The sequence below is a fragment of the Amycolatopsis sp. NPDC004747 genome, from assembly GCF_053601335.1.
Window position 1 is genome coordinate 360,387 of sequence record NZ_JBSGBQ010000003.1, and the last position, 19,216, is coordinate 379,602.

The window sequence follows — 19,216 nt, forward strand, 5'->3', positions numbered from 1 at the left end:
TTGGCGGGTGGTTACGCGGCGGTCCAACCGCCGTCGAGGGGAACCGAGGCCCCGGTGATGTGGGCGGCGTGCGGCGAGCACAGCCACACCACCAGGGAAGCGACGTCTTCGGGTTCGATGAGCTTCTTGATCGCGGCCCGCTTGAGGAGCACCTCGGCGACGACGTCCTCACGCGGGATGTCGTGCTCGGCGGCCTGGGCGTCGATCTGCCCGTCGACGAGTGGCGTGCGGACGTACCCGGGGTTCACGCAGTTGCTGGTGACCCCGTGTTCAGCCCCTTCGAGCGCGGCGACCTTCGAGAGGCCTTCGAGCCCGTGCTTGGCGGCGACGTACGCGGCTTTGAAGGCGGACGCGCGCAACCCGTGGACGCTCGACATGTTGACGATCCGCCCCCATCCCCGGGCGTACATGGCCGGGAGGGTGTGCCGGATGAGCAGGAAAGGAGCGGTGACCATCAGGGTCTGGATCCGGGCGAAGACGTCCGGCGGGAAGTCCTCGATGGGTGCGACGTGCTGGATCCCGGCGTTGTTGACCAGGACGTCGACCTCGGCGGGCAGCCCACCGATCGAGGAGGGGTCGCTGAGGTCGGCGACGTGCGCCCAGCCCCCGACTTCGGCGGCGGCGGCTTCGGTGCGGCGTTCGTCGATGTCGACGACGTGCACCTTCGCCCCGGCCGCGGCGAGGGCGCGGACGCAGGCGAGGCCGATACCGCCGGCACCGCCGGTGACGAGGGCGGTGCGCCCGTCCAGATCGCTGGTCATGGACGGGAACGGTAAGCGTGACCCCGGTCGCTAGCTATGTGCGGCGGAGCTACACCTGGGGAAGATCCAGTGTGGCCGGGGCACACAGTGCGGAGAGTAAGGCTTCCCACGATCGGGTGGAGATTTCGAGGGTGCCGCCGGACCGGTCCTTGGTGTCGCGGATTTTTGCCGCAGGTCCAAGCGCCACTTCCACGCAGTTTTCCTTGCCTGAATAGCGGGAAGTCCGCCACTCACCCATCCGAGCCTCCGAGTTCGGCGATCACCTCCCGGATGAACGCACAGCTGTCCTGCTCGCTCAGGGCAAGCGCCGCCAGAGTCTTGGCGGCCGCCCGGTAACCGGCGACCTGATCCTCATCGTAGAGGTAACCGCTCGCCTGAAATTGCTCGACGTACACGATGGGCGGCAGCTGCTCGAAGTCGAGGATGGCGAACGGTCCGCAGAGCCCCGGATGGCAGCTCGAACCACCGCGGAGCACCCGCACGGAAATGTTGCGCCGCCGCACCAGATCGAGCACGAGCCGAAGCTGGTCGGCCATGACCGCAGGCTCGATGAACCCCGGGCGCAAGGCCGCTTCGCCGACAACCACCTGGTAGGGAGTCGGCCTCGGCCCGGTGAGCAAGTCCCGGCGGACCTGCCTCGCCAAGGTCTGCCGTTCGATGTGCTCACCCGGCACCCCGAGCCCGGCCAGCACCACGCGGGTGTAGGCGGGCGTCTGGAAGAGTCCCGGAACCAGCGCCGGTTCCCAGCCGAACATCTCGCTCGCCTCCCGCTCGTACTGGACGTACGTGAAGCCTTTCGGGCCGGGCATCTCTTTCTCGAGCCAGCTCAGCTCGCGGGCGGTGCGGGCGAGCTCCAGCAGCCTCGCCCGCTCCCCCGGCTCGACCACCAGCACCCCCATGAGCAGCGCCACCTGCTCCACCTTGGGAATCCGCTTCCCGTACTCCCAATTGGACAGCTCCTGCGCATGCACGCCGATCTTCCTGGCCAGCTGCCGCACGCCGAGGTTCCGGGCCTCCCGGCAGCTGCGCAGGCCGAACCCGAGCGCTCTCGCCCGGGGTGTCGCGAAGGGTGTCGCCATGACCGCATTGTGTCACCGGGGTCCGACATTCCCGCCTCCCCGCCCGCCGGCTGGTGTCGCGGATCCGCGTCGGCTTCGCTGCTGGTCATGGACCCGGACCACGCACTCCAGACCCGTCTCCGCGACCTCGCCGAAACCCTTCCCGGCGACCTCGCCTGGCTCACCGGCCCGCCCCTGCGCGCGGACGGCCTGCGCGACCTCGGCGAGCGCCTGAGCTGCCTCGGCGCGGACCTGATCAGCCGCGCGAACGTCCTCGACGAGATCGCCGCCGCCCGCCTGCCCGCCGACGGCTGGATCCCCGAATGCGGGCCGGACCCGCGCCGGCGGCTGTCGCACTACGTCGGCCGGGGCGAGGTGCGGCTCGGGCTGATCTACTTCGCGAGCTGCGGCGCGGGCTGCTTCCCCTTCTACGCCACCGATCCCGCGGGCCGGACCGCGCGGCACGAGCGGTGCGAGAGGTGCGTCAAAGAGGCGTACCGGCTCATGAGCGTTCCGCCAGCACCGCAAGGTAGTGCACGTTCGTCATGATCCCGAGGACGTTGCCGAACGGGTCGACGACCGACGCCGTCACGAACCCCGGCCCGCGTTCGATGATCGGCTCGTACTCCTTCGCACCCAGCTCCAGCAGGCGGGCGAACGTCGCTTCGAGGTCGTCGACGTGCCAGCGGACGACCTCGCCGCCCGGCTCGGTGTGGGTGAAGGGGGCGTACCGGCGGTCGATGATGCCGAGTTCGTGCTGGTAGTCGCCGATCCGGAACTCCGAGTACCCGGGGACGTTGAAGTACGGCTCGACCCCCAGGAACTCCGCGTACCAGGCCTTCGCGGCTTCGTGGTCCTCGGCGTAGTAGGTGACGGTGGCCATCCCTCGCAGCATGTCCTGCTCCTCTCAAGCGGTGTGGCGCCATCATGCGGGGTCAAAGTGCTCACCAAGTGAGCACTTTGCGAGCCCGGCTCGGGAGGCCATTCTTTTGCGCCGGAAATGCTATTGTCCGTAGATGCCGAGAAGCGACCCGGTGCGGGTCTTCGTGTCGTACACGCACGATTCACCGGAGCACAAAGATCAAGTGCTCGCGTTCAGTGAGTTCCTCGTGGAAAACAGCATTGACGTCACCCTGGACCGGTGGCACCTGGCGCATCGCCAAGACTGGTACACGTGGGCCATCGACGGCATCGAAAACGCCGACCACGTCATTGTCGTCGCGTCGGCGCGGTATCGCGTCGTCGGAGACGGCTACGCCTCGGCCGAAAGCAACCGCGGCATGCAGTCCGAGGCCGCGTTGCTGCGGGAAAAACTGCACAGCGACCGGCCGGCGTGGACGCGGAAGATCCTGCCGGTCGTCCTGCCGGGGCACACGCCGGAGGAGATCCCGCAGTTCCTGCAGCCGCAGACCGCCGATCACTACCTCGTCGACGACTTCACCGTCGCCGGCTGCGAATCGCTGCTCCGGGTGCTGACCGCCCAGCCGCCGCACGTCAAGCCGGCGCTGGGCGCGCGTCAGCCGCACCTGCCGCCGCGTTCGACGGGCCCGGCCCCGCTCCGGCAGAAGGTCGTCTCGCGCGGCGGGGGCCTCACGATCGTCAACCAGGGCGGCGACCAGAACATCTCGATGTGAAACGGCCTGCCGGCGGCGCACACCACCGGCAGGCCGCCCTCCGCTAGGCGGAGGTGTGCCGCGCCCGGACCATCTTCTTGATGATGGTGAGCGCGCGTTCGTTGTTCAGCCAGGCGATTTCGTTGTCCGCACCGAGGGTCTCGCCGAAGCCGGTGTTCAGGTTGACCCGCTGGCCGTTCACGATCGAGATGGTGAACTCCTGGGCGTACGGGATGTCGGCGTACTTCTCGTACTCGCCGCCGTTGGCTGCGCCGCCGTCCACGTCGTGCTCGAACAGCTCGTCGACCTTCCGGAACAGCGCGGTGATCGACGGGGGCATGGGGATCCGGTCGGTGGAGACGCCCACGATGTCGCGGTAGTGCCACTCGGTGAGCTGCTCGTAGACGGGCTCGCCGGTGTGGAAGTCGAGGGCGCACCGGTAGAGGCTGATCAGGTCGTTGGTGAGGAACATGATCAGCACGTCGTAGTGGTTCGCGCGCCACCGGTGGTCGTCGCCGCGCCGGACGCGCAGGGACTCCGCCATGGGCCCCGAGGGCGAGGGCACGCCGACCACGGTCTGGATCGGGTAGACGAGGTCGCCGCCTTCGTGCTTGGTGGTCGCGACCAGCCGGACCTGACGGCTCGCCTTGGCCGCCAGCGCGGTGATGTCCTGCTGCAGCCAGGCGTCCATCTGCGCGTCGCCCGGCTTCGGTTCCGCCTCCGCGTACCGCTTGCGGTAGGTCTGGTACTGCTTCACCTTCTGCCAGCCCCACTTCCCGGCGAAGTAGGCGATCACCAGCAGCACCAGGCTGCCGGCGTTGTGCGCCGCCGCGGCGAAGACCACGCAGAGCGCGGTCACGCCCAGCGCGATCGCGCCGGGTGCCGGGCTGCGGTGGCGCGGCGTGCGGATGAAGTAGCGCTTGACCGCCTCCCCGCGAGCCGGGTCGAAGTCGCGGACCACGGGTGCCTGCTCGGGTTCCGCCGTGGCGACCATGCCGAGCTCGCCGGCGCGGGCCTGCAGTGCCTTGAAAGTCCGGCCCTGGGCGCGTTTCACGTGCGTGATCAGCGGTTCCAGCTGCGTGGGCTGCAGCTGCCCGATGCTCGCGGCCAGGTCGGCGGCCGCGGGCGGCGGGGGCGGCATGCCGATCGCCGTGTAGTAGTCGTCCTTCACCAGGGCCCACAACACGTTGGCCTGGTGGGTCACCACGACGTCGCCGTAGCCGATGGCCTGCTCGATGTGGGCCTCGACGCGGTCGATCTGCTCGGGCGAGCGGTCATTGGGTGGACGGCCGTCCAGCATGGCCAGCGCCGCGCAGAAGTGCCCGGTGGCGAGGTCCCGCTGCGCCTCCGGCATCTTCTGGGCGCCCACTTTCCGGGCATCGCTGAGGAATTCCTCGAACTCGCCGACCGCCTTGGCGTACATGCGGCCCTTGAGCGCCATCAGACCGTTCTGGAGGTGGTCTTTGACCGTCTCCATGTATATGGTCTGGTCACCACCTTGGTTGGCAAAAACCGTGCCGCCGTCTTCGTTGTGAACAGTTTGCTTCGGAAATGAGTTGTCTGCCACGGGAGGTTCCTTTTGGTTCGCGCGAATACCCCGTGACAGGCGAACACACGGGCGGCCGAGCCTAGATCGGCCGCCTGCCGCTTTCCGTTCTTGACCAAGTACTGACAACTAATTGTCAGTTCCGCCGGAAAAACGTCGCCCACCCGCCGGGTGCGACACTGCGTCCATGCGCGCCGACCGCCTTGTGGCCACCCTCCTGCTGATGCAGACGCGCGGGCGGGTGACGGCCGCCGAGCTGGCGGCGGAGCTGGAGATCTCCGTCGCGACCGCCCGCCGCGACCTCGAAGCGCTCTCGGCCGCCGGTGTGCCCGTCTACCCGCAGCCGGGCCGCGGCGGCGGCTGGCAGCTCGTCGGCGGGGCGCGCACCGACCTCTCCGGGCTGAGCGCGCGCGAGGCGCAGGCGCTGTTCCTGCTGGCCGGTCCGGCCGCGGCGGGCGCACCGGAGGTGAAGTCGGCGCTGCGGAAGCTGATGGGCGCGCTGCCGGGCACGTTCCGGGCGGACGCCGAGGCGGCGGCGGACGCGGTCGTCGTCGACCAGGCGGGCTGGGGCGAGCGCCCGAAGGAACAGCCGCCGATGGTCTCGCTGCTGCGGGACGCCGTCATCGCGCGGCACCGGGTCCGGCTGACCTACGCCGGGCGGGAGCGGTCCGAGCGGCTCGTGGACCCGTGGGGCCTGGTCGACAAGGACGACGTCTGGTACCTGGTCGCGGGCACCGCGAAGGGCCGCCGCACCTTCCGCGTGGACCGGATCGTCGCGGCCACCACCACCGACGAGCCCGCGGACCGTCCTTCCGACCTCGAGCTGGCCGCGGTGTGGCAGGAGGTCGTCGAAGAGGTGGAGAAACGCCGTTCGCTGCTCAGTGCGGACGTCGTGCTCGACCGGCGGCACTTCGGCGTGCTCCAGGGGCGGTTCGGGCGGCACTGCGAGCTGGTCGAGGAGCTGCCCGGGGAGCGGGTGCGCGCCCGGGTCGCCGCGCCGGCGCCGGTGATGATCGCGCAGGAGCTGGCGGGCTGGGGTGCGCTGGTCGAGGTGGAGGGCCCGGCCTCGGTGCGGGCCGAACTGGCCCGGCTGGGCGCGGAGCTGGTCGCCCGCTACGGCTCGTGACAGTGACTTTGCGTAATGACCCTGGGCCGGCCCAGCCCCGAAGGCCGCCGCCCGCTATGTCACTGATGTCCTTTATGTTCGGTGCCGCTCGCCGCCCTCGCCGCCGAACCCCGCTCGCCCTTCGGACCCTTCCTGTCGATCACGTCGAGCCGCCCCATCGCCCGCACGCTTGGTGAACGCCGTTAATCGGTCTACAATGGACACGCGGAGGGCCTACTGCGAGTGTCCGTTACCCGCCGGTATCTGGCCGTTCGGAGTATGCCTGATCACCCGTTTGCTGCTACTGTGACGCCTCCGTGACCTGAACGTGCGTTCGGTGACACTTCGGTGAGGGCAGACAATGCGTGACGATGTGGTCGAGGCGAGTGCGGTTGTGGGGCACTCCCCCGATGTGGTGTGGCAGATCGTCGGATCGCCGGAGTGGTATTCGCGGTTCGTGCCGGAGATCAGCTGGTGCGAGATCCAGGAGCCGGCCGGGCGCGGCCGCGGCCCGAAGGGCGTGGTCCGGATCGTCCCCGCGCGGGGACCGATGCTCGAGACGCAGATGCAGGCCGTCGTCTACCGGCCGGGCGAGCACGTCGTGTGGTGCGGCGTCCCCGACGAGGGCACCTGGGTCTCGCTGGAGCTGAGACCGCTGGCCGGCGGCAGGACCGAGCTGTTCGTGCGGATGATGCTGCCGCCGTCGTACCTGGATCTCGTGTCGTCGATCAAGAAGGACGTCCGCGCCCTCGGCCGTCGCCTCGACCTGCACCTGGCCGGGGAGCACGACCCCGAAGCCGACGGCGAGACCAACAAGGCCACCAAGCTGCGCACCACGAGCATCCTGCTGCGCGCCGGGGTGCTCAGCGCCGGGCGGCCGGACAAGCTCGCGCGCCAGCTGAACTCCCTCGCGCAGTGGGGGGCCACGGTCGCGGGCGGCTACCAGGCCGCGGCGGCCCGCGTCCCGGACGAGCTCGCCCTGCACGACGAGCGCAGCGTCCGCACCTTCCGCCAGGTCCAGGAGCGCAGCGACCGGCTCGCCAACGCGCTGAGCGAACTCGGCGTCGTCGAGCGCGACCGGATCGCGCTGATGTGCCGCAACCACTCCGCGATGATCGAGTCGTTCGTCGCGGCCAGCAAGCTCGGCGCCGACGTCATCCTGCTGAACACCGGCCTGTCCGCCGCCTCGGTGAAGGACGTGCTCACCGAGCACCAGCCCTCGGCCGTGCTGGCCGACGACGAGTTCGCGCAGACCATCGCGAACGTGCCGGGCGACTTCGCCCGGATCAGCACCTGGCCGGACGCCGACGCCGGCTACCCGACCGTCGACGAGCTGATCCACGCCGCGCCCGCCGACCGCCCGAAGCCGGTCGAACGGCCGGGCCGGCTGATCGTGCTCACCTCCGGCACCACCGGGACGCCGAAGGGCGCCCGCCGGCCGACGCCGAAGGGGCTGGGCACGGCCGCGGCGATCCTCGACCGGATCCCGCTGCGCTCCGGGGACCGGCTGCTGGTGGCGGCGCCGCTGTTCCACACCTGGGGCCTCGCGGCGATGCAGATCGGGATGGCGCTGCGGGCGTCGCTCGCGCTGATCCGCAAGTTCGACGCCGAAGAGACGTTGCGGACGATCGCCGAGCAGAAGTGCGACGCGCTGTTCGCCGTGCCGATCATGCTGCAGCGGATCCTGGACCTGCCGGAGCGGGTCCGCGCGCGCTACGACCTGTCTTCGCTGCGGATCGTGGCCAGCAGCGGCTCGGCGATGTCCGGGCCGTTCGTCACGCAGTTCATGGACACCTTCGGCGACGTCCTCTACAACTTCTACGGCTCGACCGAGGTGTCCTGGGCGAGCATCGCCGACCCGGCCGACCTGCGCGCGGCGCCGACGACGGCCGGCCGCTGCCCGCTCGGCACGCGGCTGGCGATCCTGGACGAGGACCGCAAGCCGGTGCCGCCGGGCGGCGAAGGCCAGATCTTCGTCGGCAACGACATGCTGTTCGAGGGCTACACGAGCGGGACCGACCCGGCCCGCGCGGCGGACATGATGGCCAGCGGCGACGTCGGCTACCTCGACGCGGCGGGCCGCCTGTTCGTCACCGGCCGGGCCGACGAAATGATCGTCTCGGGCGGCGAGAACGTGTTCCCGCGCCCGGTGGAGGAGGCCCTGGTGGCGCTCCCGGGCGTGCACGACGCGGCGGTGGTCGGCGTGGCCGACGCGGAGTGGGGCCAGCGCCTGGCGGCGTACGTCGTCCCGCGCCGGGGCGCGTCGCTGCACGCGGAGGACATCCGGCAGTACATACACCACCGTCTGGCGCGGTTCGCGGTGCCGCGGGACGTGTACTTCGTGCCGGACCTGCCCCGCAACGCGACCGGCAAGATCCTCAAGCGGCTGCTGCACGACGACACCTGGCCGGCCACCAGCGAGTACTGACCACTCCAAGCGACCGGACAACAGCGCGCGGCGGGTTCAGCCGACCGGCTGCCGCAACACCGTCCTCAGCTTCGCGGGTTCGACGCGCCGCGGGTCGCCGAGGTAGACCTCGTGGTGCAGGCCGGTCGGCTTCAGGCCTTGCCCGGCAAGGTATTCGTCGTGCAGGCGGGCCAGCAGCGGCCCTTCGTCGTCGTACGAGCCGGCGTGGAGCACCTGCGCGCAGCGGCCTTCGTGCAGCTTCTCCAGCCGGACCGGCGCGTCGAGCTTTTTCTTTACCCGGGCTTCCTCGACGGCCTCCTCACCGATCCACGGCGGCTGCGCGATGAGCATCGTCCACTGCCAGGAATCCTTGGCGCGCACGGTGAACGCGGCGTAGTCCTCGGCCCACCACAGGCCCTCCAGCGGACCCACGACGAAGTCCTCGCCGCGCTGCTTCGCCGTCATTTTGATCGTGTAGGCCAAGGCGTACAGCGCTTCGACGGCCTTCCGGTAGCTCTCCGCGGTGTTCGGGTTGCCGCGGCCGTCGATCGCGAGGAACCGCTGCTCGGGGACGTCCACCAGGGCCCAGTCGGTGTTCTTGGGCGCGTAGAGCTGCTTGAGGTCCTTTTTGAGGTCGTACGGCATCAGGTCAGTCCTTCCAGCCACCGGGCTTCCGCCTCGAGTTGTGCGATGGAGTAGTCGAAGATCGCCCGGACGAACGGCGGGGCGTGCTCCTGGGCGGTTGCCGCTCGACGCACGTCGGCGAGCCGCTCCTCGACCGCTTCCGCGCGCCGGGCGAGCGCGGCCGCGAGCCGTGCGGGCGGGACGGCCGGGCTGTTCGCGAGGCCGACGAGCACCGGCGGGTGCACCGGCCGCAGCTCGGCGACGGCGGCCTCGGCGGCTGCCGCGCAGGCCTTGCGGCCGGCTTCGGTGGCCGTGAACGTCTTTTTGGCCTTGGCGTGTGCGCGCTCTCCCTCGACCTCGGCGACCAAGCCTTTGTCGCGGAGTTTGCCCAGGACGTAGTAGATCGAGCTGAAGCCGAGCGCCGTCCAGTCGCGCATGCCGCGCTCCGAGACGACTTCGTCGAGTTCGTAGCCGTGCCTCGGCCGCTCGGCGACCAGGCCGAGCACCGTCAGTTCCGCGTCGGTGAGCACGGCCCTACTCTAGCACTAGAATACTCGGCCTCCGGAAATTGTCGGTGGTGACTGGCATGCTTCACCTCGTACCGGAGAAGCGAGGGAGAACAGTGGGGGGACAGGTGGTGACGGCGGTGCCGTGGACCGCGGAACGCGTGGCCGGGCTGGCGCCGGATCCCGCGTCGGAGAAGGCGGGCCGGGCGCTCGCCACGCCGGCGAGGTGGTCGGGCGCGGGTGCGTCCGAAGACGCCGTGTGGGGCTTCTGCCAGGGCAGCGGCAAGAAGCCGTACCAGACGTGCGTCGAGCTCGCCGAGCCCGCGTTCCGGTGTTCCTGTCCCAGCCGCAAGTTCCCGTGCAAGCACGCGCTCGGCCTGCTGCTGCTCTGGGCGGCGGGGCGCGTCGACGCCGCGGAACCACCCGAGTGGGTGCACACGTGGCTGGCGGAACGAGCCGATCGCGCCCGCCGGGCGGAAAAACGCGCCGAGGCGACCGGGCCGAAGGACGAGGAAGCGGCCGCCCGGCGGGCTTCCGATCGGGCGGCCCGCGTCGAAGGCGGCGTCGCGGAGCTGAAGGTCTGGCTCACCGACCGGATCGGCGCCGGGTTCGCAGGCTTCGAGCGCACCGGCGGCGAAGAGCTGCGCACGGTCGCGGCGCGCATGGTCGACGCCCAGGCGTCGGGCCTCGCGGGCGGCCTGCGCCGCGCGGCGGGGCTCGTCGGCCGCCGCGACTGGCCGGAGGCGCTGCTGGCCGAGCTCTCCCAGCTGTACCTGCTGGCCGACGCGGCCGGCCGCGTGGACTCGCTGCCACCCGCGCTGGCGGAGACGGTCCGCACGCGCCTCGGTTTCTCGGTCGAGACGGCCCGCGTCCTGGAGAGCGGCGAGCGCGTCGCGGACGATTGGCTGATCACGGGCGCGGCGGACGAGGAGAACGACCGCCTGCTCACCCGGCGCACGTGGTTGCGCGGTCTCGGCACGGGCCGGGACGCGCTGGTGCTGTCGTTCGCCCCGCCGGGCCGTCCCTTGGATTCGTCGTTGCCACCGGGCCACCGGCTCCCGGCGGAGCTGGCGTTCTACCCGGGCGCCGCGCCGCTGCGGGCCTTGGTGGCGGAGCGGGAGATCCCGGTCGCGGCAGCGACGGCCGAGGGCGGCTCGATCACCGAGGCCTTGGCGGCGCACGCGCGAGCCATGGCGGCGGACCCGTGGCTGGAGCGCTGGCCGGTGCTGCTGTCCGGCGTCACCCCGGCGGAGCACACCGGTGGCTGGTGTCTGTCCGAAAAGGACGGAACGGCGCTGCCGCTGGTGCCGTACGCGTTCCCGTGGTCGTTGCTGGCGTTGTCCGCGGGCCGCCCGCTGACGGTGGCGGGCGAGTGGAGCCCGGCGGGGTTGCGGCCGCTGACGTGCTGGCACGAAGGCCGGGCGGTGCGGCTGTGAACCTCGAACCTCGTTTTCCGAAACCCCGAAAGGCGGTGAAGCCGTGAAAGCCTGGGAAGATCTCGTCGGCACCGCCCTCCTCGGCACCCGGCGGCGCACCCTGGACCCGTCCGCGCTGCCGCCCGCCGTCCAAGAGCTCGTCGCCGGCCGCGCCGATCCCGCCGAGCAGCTGCTCGCCGCCGCGGCCGCGCTCGGCACCTACCGGCGGGCCGGGCGGCAGCCGCTGCACGACGTCCGGCCGCTGCCCGTGGCGGCCGGAGACGAGCGGCCCTTCGTGCCGCCGCTCGCCCGGGGCCGGCTCGGCAGGCTGCTCGCCGCCAGTCACCCCGATCTGCTGCTCGAGTGGCTCGGCATCGTCGCCGGCACCGGGTACCGCGTTCCGCCCGAAACCCTGCCGCTGCTCGCCGAAGCCGCCCGCACCAAGGTCGCCCTGCGGACGCCGCTGGCCGCCGTCGCCGGGCCCCTCGGCGCCTGGCTCGGCCGGCGCAATCCCGACTGGTCCTTCCTCGCCGCGCCCGCCGAGGAAGAGGCCGACCTCTGGAACTACGGCAGCCTCGCCCAGCGCCGCCGGTGGCTCGGCGCGAAACTCGTCGAAGACCCGGACGCCGCCCGCGAGGCCCTCACCGGCTCCTGGAAGACCGAGCCCGCCGAGGTCCGCGCCGACTTCCTCGGCGTGCTCGCCGGGCACGTGCGTCCCCAGGACGAAGCCTTCCTCGAAGCGGCGCTCACCGATCGGGCCGCCGCCGTCCGCGAACAGGCCGCCGACCTGCTCGGCCGGCTGCCCGGCACGCGTTACGGCGAGAGCATGGCCGAGCGGCTGCGGCCCCTGGTCCACCGCCGGAACCGGGTGCTCACCGTCGCCCTCCCCCACGGCGAACGCGGCGACGGCACCGTCCGGCTGCGCACCCTCGTCGCGGCCGCTCCACTGGCCTTCTGGGCCGAGTTCGGCCCGCCCGCCGAGGTCGTGCGGATGTCCGTCGAAGGCTGCCCGGCCGCCGTGCTCCGGGACTCCTGGGCCACCGCCGCCCTGCGGCAGCGCGACGAAACCTGGGCGCAGGCGCTCATCGGCGCCGATCCCGGCGGGCGCACCACCCCTCCGCTGCTCGGCGTGCTGAGCCCGGCGAGCCAGGCCGCCACCGTCGGGCACCTGATCGGCAGGCTGCCCGTCGAATCCTTCGCGCGGCTGGTGCACGAGCTGCCCCGGCCGTGGACGAAGGAGCTCGGCACCGCGCTGCTCGACTGGATCGCCCGGCAGGACGACCACCGCCTGGTCTCGCACGCCGCCGTCGTGATCGCCCGTGCCGTGCCGCCCGAGTGCCTGCGCCACCCGCTGGCCACCACCCGCCTGACCATGGACGCCGGGCCGTGGCGCCGGGCGCTCACCGAAACGCTGAACTTCCGCCGCGAAATGTACGAGGAGCTCGCATGACCGCCCCCACCGTCCTCCGGCCGCACGCCGAACAGGACCACGCCGCCGAGCTGGCCGCCCTGGCCGCCGCCGACGAGCGGGCCAAGCCGCCCCACTGGAACCTGTCGCCGTGGGCCGTCGTCGAGTACCTGCTCGGCGGCACCCTGCCGGACGGCACCGTGATCACCCCGAAGTACGTCGGCCCGCGGCGGCTGATCGAGGTCGCCGTCGCCACCCTCGCCACCGATCGCGCGCTGTTGCTGCTCGGCGTGCCCGGCACGGCGAAGACGTGGGTGTCCGAACACCTCTCGGCCGCCATCAGCGGGGATTCGACGCTGCTGGTGCAGGGCACCGCGGGCACGTCCGAGGAGTCGATCCGCTACGGCTGGAACTACGCCCGGCTGATCGCCGAGGGCCCGAGCGCCGCCGCGCTCGTCGAAAGCCCGGTGCTGCGCGCGATGCGGGACGGCAAGCTCGCCCGCCTCGAAGAGCTGACGCGCATCCCGGCGGACGTCCAGGACTCACTGATCACCATCCTCTCCGAGAAGACCCTGCCGATCCCGGAGCTGGGCACCGAGGTGCAGGCCCGGCCGGGCTTCAACCTGATCGCGACGGCGAACAACCGCGACAAGGGCGTCAACGAGCTGTCGAGCGCGCTGCGGCGGCGGTTCAACACGGTCGTGCTGCCGCTGCCGGACAGCGCCGAAGCCGAGGTCGAGATCGTCAGCAGGCGGGTCGCCGAGCTGGGCGCCTCGCTCGAGCTGCCCACCGAAGCCGCCGAGCTGGCCGAGATCCGCCGGGTCGTCACGGTGTTCCGCGAGCTGCGCTCGGGCCGCACCGAGGACGGCCGCACGGCGGTGAAGTCGCCGTCCGGCACGCTGTCGACCGCTGAGGCGATCAGCGTGCTCACCGGCGGGCTCGCCCTGGCCGCCCACTTCGGCGACGGCGTGCTGCGCCCGCACGACATCGCCGCGGGCATCCACGGCGCCGTCGTCAAGGACCCGGTGGCCGACCGCGCGATCTGGATCGAGTACCTGGAGACCGTCGTCCGCGAGCGCGACGGCTGGGCCGACTTCTACCGGGCCGGTCAGGAGATCTCTTGACCTCGACCCACCTGCTCGGCATCCGCCACCACGGCCCGGGATCCGCCCGGGCCGTGGCGACGCGGCTCGCCGAACTCGAGCCGGACGTCGTCCTCATCGAGGGACCACCCGAGGCCGACGCCCTGGTCGCCCTCACCGAAGACCCGGCCATGCAGCCACCGGTCGCGCTGCTCGCGTACGCGACCGAAGACGTCTCGCGCGCGGCGTTCTGGCCGTTCGCCGTCTTCAGCCCCGAATGGCAGGCGCTCGTCTACGCCCGCGAGGCGGGGATCCCGGTGCGGTTCTGCGACCTCCCGGCCGCGAACACGTTCGCCGCGGGGCCGGACGAGCACGCCGGCCCGCCGGTCGACCCCCTGGCCCTGCTGGCCACGGCCGGCGGTTACGACGACCCGGAACGCTGGTGGGACGACGTCGTCGAATCGCGGCGGGCCACCGAAAGCCCGTTCGAAGTGATCGCCGAGGCGATGAGCGCCGTGCGGGAGGACGAAAAACCACCGCAGGGCAACGAAGCCCGCCGCGAGGCCTACATGCGCTCGGTGCTGCGCCGCACGCGCAAGGAGGGCTTCGAGAACATCGCCGTCGTCTGCGGGGCGTGGCACGTGCCCGCGCTGGCCGACCCGCTACCGCCGGCGTCGCACGACCAGGCCGTCCTCAAAGGACTGCCGAAGCGGAAGGTCGCGTGCACCTGGGTGCCGTGGACGCACGGCCGGCTCGCCACGGCCAGCGGGTACGGCGCGGGCGTGCGGTCGCCGGGCTGGTACCACCACCTGTTCACCACGGCCGACGACGTCACCGCGCGCTGGCTGGCCGGGGTCGCGGCGGTGTTGCGGGAGGAGGACCTGCCCGTCTCGACCGCGCACGTCATCGAGGCCGTCCGCCTCGCCGAAACCCTGGCCACGCTGCGCGGCCGGTCGTCGGCGGGCCTCGCCGAGGTCACCGAGGCCACCCGGTCCGTGCTGTGCGGCGGCGACGAGGTGCAGGTCGAGCTCGTCACCCGGCGGCTGGTGGTCGGCGAACGGCTCGGCGAGGTGCCCGAAAGCGTCCCGCAGCCGCCACTGGCCGCGGACCTGACCGCGACGGCGAAGCGCCTGCGGCTCAAGAAGGACCCGATCGTCAAGGAGCTCGACCTCGACCTGCGGACACCCGGCGGGCTCGACCGGTCGAAGCTGCTGCACCGGCTGCGGATCCTCGGCATCGAGTGGGGCAGCCGCGAGGCGTCGGCGCGGCGGAACAAGGGGACGTTCCGCGAAACGTGGGCGCTGTGCTGGGAACCGTCGTTCGAGGTCGACCTCGTCGCGGCCGCGGTGTACGGCACCACGGTGGCGTCGGCGGCCACCGCGGCGGTCCGCGGCACCGTCGAAGGCACCCCGCCGCTCGACGAGGTCACCACGGCCGTCGAAAACTGCCTGCTCGCCGACCTGCCGGAGGCGCTGCCCGAAGCGCTCGCGGCGCTCGACGCCCGGGCGGCGGCGGACGCGGACGTCGCCCGGTTGATGTCGGCCCTGCCCGCGCTGGCCAGGGCGACCCGGTACGGCAACGTCCGCGGCACCGACACCGGCGCGCTGCGGGCGGTCGCCGACCGGATGCTGGACCGGATCTGCGCCGGCCTGCCGCCGGCCGCCCACGGGATCGACGACGACGCCGCGGCCCGGCTGGCCAAGCTGGTCGACGGCGTGCACGACGCGACCTCCCTGCTGGGCGAGGACGCCAAGGAGCGCTGGCTCGCGGCGCTGGCCCGGCTGGCGGAACGGCCGTCGCTGCCCCCGCTGCTGGCCGGACGGCTCACCCGGGTCCTGCACGACGCCGGGCTGTTCGACGCGCTCGACGTCGAACTGCGGCTGGGCCGGGCCCTCACGCCGGGTGTCGTCCCGTCGGCGGGCGCGGCGTACGTCGAGGGCTTCTTCGACGGCGGGGCGCTGCTGCTGGTGCACGACGAAGGTCTGCTGCGGGTGATCGACGCGTGGCTGGCGGCGATCCCGGCGGAGGTCTTCACCGAGGTCCTTCCGTTGCTGCGCCGCACTTTCGGCGCCTTCAGCGGGCCCGAAAAGCGGGCGATCGGGCAGCGCGCGGCCGGGCTCACCGGCACCGCCCGCGCGGTGGCCGTCGCCGACGAACTGGACGAGGACCGGGCCGAGCGGGTGCTGCCGGTCCTGGCGACGCTGCTGGGGGTGGGGGCATGAACACCGCCAACGGACTCCCTCCCGCGGAGGCGGCAATGAGCACCGACACCGACACCGATCGGGTGCGGCGCTGGCGGCTGGTGCTGGGCGGCGATGGCGCCGGACCCGGGTCAGGCCTGGAGGACGCCCAGCTGTCCGATGAGGACAGCGGGGTGGACGCGGTGCTGGCCGCGCTCTACGACAAGCCCGACGAGGAGACCACCGGCGGGCCGCGCAGCGCGAACCTGGGCGCGTCGGCGCCGCGGGTCGCGCGCTGGCTGGGCGACATCCGGCGCTACTTCCCGAGCACCGTCGTGCAGGTGATGCAGCGTGACGCGGTCGACCGGCTCGGGCTGACCCGGATGCTGCTGGAGAAGGAGCTGCTGTCGGCGGTCGAGCCGGACGTCCACCTGGTCGGCACGCTGCTGTCGCTGAACAGCGTGCTCCCGGAGGAGACCAAGGAAACCGCGCGCGAGGTGGTCCGCACGGTCGTCACACAGCTGGAGGAGCGGCTCGCCGAGCGCACGCGGGCGGCGATCCGGGGCGCGCTGGACAAGGCGTCGCGCACGCACCGGCCGCGTCCCGGCGACGTCGACTGGGCGCGCACGATCCACGCGAACCTCAAGCACTACTCCCCCGACCTGCGCACGATCGTCCCGGAGAAGCTGATCGGCTTCGGTAGGCGCCAGCAGGCGGTGCAGCGGGACGTGGTCCTGGCCGTCGACCAGTCGGGGTCGATGGCGGAGTCGGTGGTGTACTCGGGGCTGTTCGGGGCGGTGCTGGCGTCGATGCGGGCGTTGAAGACGTCGTTCGTGGCGTTCGACACGGAGGTCGCGGACCTCACCGAGCACCTCGCCGACCCGGTCGACGTCCTGTTCGGCACCCAGCTGGGCGGCGGCACGGACATCAACCGCGCGATCGCGTACTGCCAGGGCCTGGTCGAGCGCCCGGAGCGGACGCTGCTGGTCCTGATCAGCGACCTCTACGAGGGCGGCGACGAGGAGGAGCTGCTGCACCGGATGGCGGAGCTGGCCGGCGCGGGGGTCCAGGTGGTGACGCTGCTGGCGCTGTCGGACTCGGGCGCCCCGTCGTACGACCACGAGAACGCGGCGGCTCTGGCCGAGCTGGGCATCCCGGCGTTCGCGTGCACCCCGGACCAGTTCCCCGAGCTGATGGCCGCCGCCATCCGCGGCGACGACCTGCAGGGGTGGGTGGCCCGCGAGAGCAGTTGAGTTGTGGAATGAAACTGACGGCCGGAGGGTTGAACGGGATGTGGGACGGCAGTTCCCGCAGGAAGGACGGCTCGCCGTGAAGGTCCGCAGCTCGATCCGCTCACTCGCCCGCCAGCCGGGTGCTCAGGTCATCCGCCGGGGGACGAAGGTGCTGGTGATCAACAAGGACAACCCGCGCTCGAAGGCCCGCCAAGGCTGACCGCGGCCACCCCGCCGAGGGCGCACCACCTCGCCACCGTGCCCCGGAGCCACCTCGGCTCCGGGGCACCGCCATGCACACCAACAGGCATCACCCGTGATTGGCAGGGCATCACTCGTGATTGAGCGGGCATCGCGCGTGATCGGCCAGGCATCACCCGTGATTGGCCGGGCATCACTCGTGATTGAGCGGGCATCGCGCGTGATTGGTCAGGCATCAGCCGTGATTGAGCGGGCATCGCGCGTGATTGGTCAGGCATCAGCCGTGATTGAGCGGGCATCACCGCGATGCCTTCCCCGTCACGCGCGATGCCCCTCCAATCACCGGTGATGCCTCTGCAATCACGCGAGATACCTTCCTGGTCACACCGCAGGCCAGGCCGGCGAGGCTGACGAGGTTCCCTCCGGGTGCGCGAGCTGCTGTTCGGGCCGCAGCGGTTCTCCGACGTGCGCCGGGCGCTGCCCGGCGTCAGCTCGAACCTGGTCACCGACCGGCTCCGCGAGCTCGAGGCCAGCGGCGTCGTGACGCGCCGGCCGCTGCCGCCGCCGTCCGCCCGCTGCTGCGCGAACGCGAAAGCTGAACCGTCAACCCGCGCGGGCGAACCGCAGCACCCCGTCGTCCACGCGCTTGAACCGCATGTCCGCCAAGTCCAGCAGGTAGTTCTGCCGCATCATCCAGGGCCGCCGCCCGCCTTGCTTCGGCAGGTCGGCGACGGTCCGCTTGATGTACCCGGACTGCAGGTCCACGATCGGGCGAGGCCGGCCCGCGCCCGACGCCGAGGCCGCGTCCGGCACGCAGAACGCGTACCCGTGCCGGTCCAGGTGGGCGAGCAGGCGGCACACGTACTGCGACGCCAGGTCCGCGCGCAGCGTCCACGAACTGTTCGTGTACCCCACGCACCACGCCAGGTTCGGCACCCCGCCGAACATCGTGCCCTTGTACGCCCGCTGCTCCCCCGGCTCGATCGCCCGCCCGTCGACGGTCAACGCGATGCCGCCGAACGCCACCAGCCGGAGACCGGTCGCCGTCACGATGAGGTCCGCCGGAAGCGCCCGGCCCGATTCCAGCGCGACCCCCGACGCCGTGAACCGCGCGATCCGGTCCGTCACGATGTCCGCCTTGCCGGACCGCAACGCCCGGAACAGGTCCGCGTCCGGCACCAGGCACAGCCGCTGGTCCCACGGGGCGTACGACGGCACGAAGTGCGGGTCCACCGGGATCGACGCCGGCAGCTGCGCCGCGACGCGCTTGCGCAACGCCAGCGACGCCCGGCCGGGCAGCCGCCGCATCAGCTGGAAGAACAGCGTTCCCATGACCACGTTCTTGCCGCGGACCACCCGGTGCGCGAGCTTCTCCGGCAGCAGCGCGCGGATCCGGTCGGCCAGCGCGTCCGTGCCCGGGCGCGCCACGATGTACGACGGCGACCGCTGCAGCATCGTCACGTGCGAAGCGCGCGAAGCCAGCGCCGGGACGAGCGTCACCGCCGTCGCCCCGCTGCCGATCACCACGATCCGCTTGCCCGTGTAGTCCAGCTCCTCCGGCCAGTGCTGCGGGTGCACGATCTCCCCGGCGAATTCCGCGCGGCCCGGGAATTCGACGACGTGCCCCGAGCCGTACGAGTAGTAACCGCTGCACAGGTACAGGAACCGGCAGGTGAACCTCGCCCCGTGCGCGGTCGACACCGTCCACCGCGCATCCGATGACGACCACGACGCTTCGGTCACCCGGTGGCCGAAGCGGATGTGGCCGGTCACCCCGAACTCCTCGGCCGTCGAGCGGAGGTAGCTCAGGATCGACGGCCCGTCCGCGATCGCCTTCGGGTCCTTCCAGGGCCGGAACGGGTAACCGAGGGTGAACATGTCCGAATCGGACCGGATGCCCGGGTACCGGAACAGGTCCCAGGTTCCGCCGATCGTGTCCCGCGCTTCCAGCACGGCGTACGTCTTGCGCGGCAACCGCTCCTGCAGGCGGCAGGCCGCGCCGATGCCCGACAGGCCGGCGCCCACGATCAGGACGTCCACGTGCTCGGTCATGCCCGGCAGCCTAACCGAGGTGGAGA

General features: G+C 71.9%; 18 protein-coding genes and 1 pseudogene. 11 read left to right on the forward strand and 8 right to left on the reverse strand.

Annotated features, from left to right (window positions below; all coding sequences use genetic code 11):
• Positions 1-11: 11 nt before the first annotated feature.
• The 3 genes from ACWEGE_RS06625 to ACWEGE_RS06635 are packed head-to-tail and all read right to left on the reverse strand — an operon-like array spanning position 12 to position 1,840.
• On the reverse strand, positions 12-761 hold the full coding sequence (locus ACWEGE_RS06625; protein WP_449659429.1) for a 3-hydroxybutyrate dehydrogenase: 750 nt from the start codon (positions 759-761) through the stop codon (positions 12-14).
• A 49-nt stretch (positions 762-810) separates the two neighbouring features.
• Positions 811-999 carry a DUF397 domain-containing protein gene (locus ACWEGE_RS06630; protein WP_449659430.1) on the reverse strand — a complete coding sequence of 63 codons (189 nt, stop codon included), beginning with the start codon at positions 997-999 and terminating at the stop codon, positions 811-813.
• On the reverse strand, positions 992-1,840 hold the full coding sequence (locus ACWEGE_RS06635; protein ID WP_449659431.1) for a helix-turn-helix domain-containing protein: 849 nt from the start codon (positions 1,838-1,840) through the stop codon (positions 992-994). Before ACWEGE_RS06635 ends, ACWEGE_RS06630 begins: the two co-directional genes overlap by 8 nt.
• Before the next feature lie 87 nt (positions 1,841-1,927).
• On the opposite strand from ACWEGE_RS06635, the gene ACWEGE_RS06640 reads away from it, so the two are divergent.
• On the forward strand, positions 1,928-2,368 hold the full coding sequence (locus ACWEGE_RS06640; protein ID WP_449659432.1) for a hypothetical protein: 441 nt from the start codon (positions 1,928-1,930) through the stop codon (positions 2,366-2,368).
• Here ACWEGE_RS06640 and ACWEGE_RS06645 read toward each other — a convergent pair.
• Positions 2,322-2,714 carry a VOC family protein gene (locus ACWEGE_RS06645; RefSeq protein WP_449659433.1) on the reverse strand — a complete coding sequence of 131 codons (393 nt, stop codon included), beginning with the start codon at positions 2,712-2,714 and terminating at the stop codon, positions 2,322-2,324. The two genes, ACWEGE_RS06640 and ACWEGE_RS06645, sit on opposite strands and share 47 nt — an antisense overlap.
• A gap of 121 nt (positions 2,715-2,835) precedes the next feature.
• Here ACWEGE_RS06645 and ACWEGE_RS06650 point away from each other — a divergent pair, with 121 nt between their 5' ends.
• Complete coding sequence (locus ACWEGE_RS06650) at positions 2,836-3,453, forward strand: toll/interleukin-1 receptor domain-containing protein (RefSeq protein ID WP_449659434.1); 618 nt, start codon at positions 2,836-2,838, stop codon at positions 3,451-3,453.
• Positions 3,454-3,496: 43 nt separating this feature from the next.
• Here the strand turns inward: ACWEGE_RS06650 and ACWEGE_RS06655 are convergent, their stop codons facing one another.
• Positions 3,497-4,909 (reverse strand): hypothetical protein, encoded by a 1,413-nt coding sequence (locus ACWEGE_RS06655; RefSeq protein WP_449659435.1) that lies wholly within the window; start codon positions 4,907-4,909, stop codon positions 3,497-3,499.
• 256 nt (positions 4,910-5,165) lie between these two features.
• Between ACWEGE_RS06655 and ACWEGE_RS06660 the strand changes: the two genes are divergently transcribed.
• Positions 5,166-6,104 (forward strand): helix-turn-helix transcriptional regulator, encoded by a 939-nt coding sequence (locus ACWEGE_RS06660; protein WP_449659436.1) that lies wholly within the window; start codon positions 5,166-5,168, stop codon positions 6,102-6,104.
• Between the two features lie 340 nt (positions 6,105-6,444).
• Positions 6,445-8,511 carry an AMP-binding protein gene (locus ACWEGE_RS06665; RefSeq protein WP_449659437.1) on the forward strand — a complete coding sequence of 689 codons (2,067 nt, stop codon included), beginning with the start codon at positions 6,445-6,447 and terminating at the stop codon, positions 8,509-8,511.
• A gap of 36 nt (positions 8,512-8,547) precedes the next feature.
• Here ACWEGE_RS06665 and ACWEGE_RS06670 read toward each other — a convergent pair whose 3' ends face one another.
• Together ACWEGE_RS06670 and ACWEGE_RS06675 are read right to left on the reverse strand one after the other, a co-directional pair.
• The gene (locus tag ACWEGE_RS06670; protein ID WP_449659438.1) at positions 8,548-9,135 is read right to left on the reverse strand and encodes a GyrI-like domain-containing protein; all 588 of its coding nucleotides are present in this window, start codon (positions 9,133-9,135) and stop codon (positions 8,548-8,550) included.
• The gene (locus tag ACWEGE_RS06675) at positions 9,135-9,644 is read right to left on the reverse strand and encodes a PadR family transcriptional regulator (RefSeq protein WP_449659439.1); all 510 of its coding nucleotides are present in this window, start codon (positions 9,642-9,644) and stop codon (positions 9,135-9,137) included. Before ACWEGE_RS06675 ends, ACWEGE_RS06670 begins: the two co-directional genes overlap by 1 nt.
• A gap of 92 nt (positions 9,645-9,736) precedes the next feature.
• Between ACWEGE_RS06675 and ACWEGE_RS06680 the strand changes: the two genes are divergently transcribed.
• The 7 genes and pseudogenes from ACWEGE_RS06680 to ACWEGE_RS06710 form a co-directional block, all read left to right on the forward strand.
• Positions 9,737-11,056: an SWIM zinc finger family protein gene (locus ACWEGE_RS06680; RefSeq protein WP_449659440.1), complete on the forward strand. Its 1,320-nt coding sequence runs from the start codon at positions 9,737-9,739 to the stop codon at positions 11,054-11,056.
• Positions 11,057-11,099: 43 nt separating this feature from the next.
• Entirely contained in the window at positions 11,100-12,485 is a 1,386-nt protein-coding gene (locus ACWEGE_RS06685) for a DUF5691 domain-containing protein (protein WP_449659441.1), read from the forward strand.
• The gene (locus tag ACWEGE_RS06690) at positions 12,482-13,567 is read left to right on the forward strand and encodes an ATP-binding protein (protein WP_449659442.1); all 1,086 of its coding nucleotides are present in this window, start codon (positions 12,482-12,484) and stop codon (positions 13,565-13,567) included. The genes ACWEGE_RS06685 and ACWEGE_RS06690 overlap by 4 nt, the downstream gene beginning before the upstream one ends.
• Positions 13,564-15,747 carry a DUF5682 family protein gene (locus ACWEGE_RS06695; RefSeq protein ID WP_449659443.1) on the forward strand — a complete coding sequence of 728 codons (2,184 nt, stop codon included), beginning with the start codon at positions 13,564-13,566 and terminating at the stop codon, positions 15,745-15,747. Before ACWEGE_RS06690 ends, ACWEGE_RS06695 begins: the two co-directional genes overlap by 4 nt.
• Positions 15,744-16,958 carry a VWA domain-containing protein gene (locus ACWEGE_RS06700; protein WP_449659444.1) on the forward strand — a complete coding sequence of 405 codons (1,215 nt, stop codon included), beginning with the start codon at positions 15,744-15,746 and terminating at the stop codon, positions 16,956-16,958. The genes ACWEGE_RS06695 and ACWEGE_RS06700 overlap by 4 nt, the downstream gene beginning before the upstream one ends.
• Before the next feature lie 40 nt (positions 16,959-16,998).
• Complete coding sequence (locus ACWEGE_RS06705) at positions 16,999-17,157, forward strand: 50S ribosomal protein L36 (protein ID WP_449659445.1); 159 nt, start codon at positions 16,999-17,001, stop codon at positions 17,155-17,157.
• 407 nt (positions 17,158-17,564) lie between these two features.
• A pseudogene (locus ACWEGE_RS06710) lies at positions 17,565-17,693 on the forward strand (winged helix-turn-helix transcriptional regulator); the annotation flags it as partial.
• 48 nt (positions 17,694-17,741) lie between these two features.
• On the opposite strand, the gene ACWEGE_RS06715 reads toward ACWEGE_RS06710, so the two are convergent.
• Positions 17,742-19,190, reverse strand: coding sequence for a flavin-containing monooxygenase (locus tag ACWEGE_RS06715; protein WP_449659446.1), 1,449 nt, complete (start codon positions 19,188-19,190; stop codon positions 17,742-17,744).
• Positions 19,191-19,216: the final 26 nt, after the last annotated feature.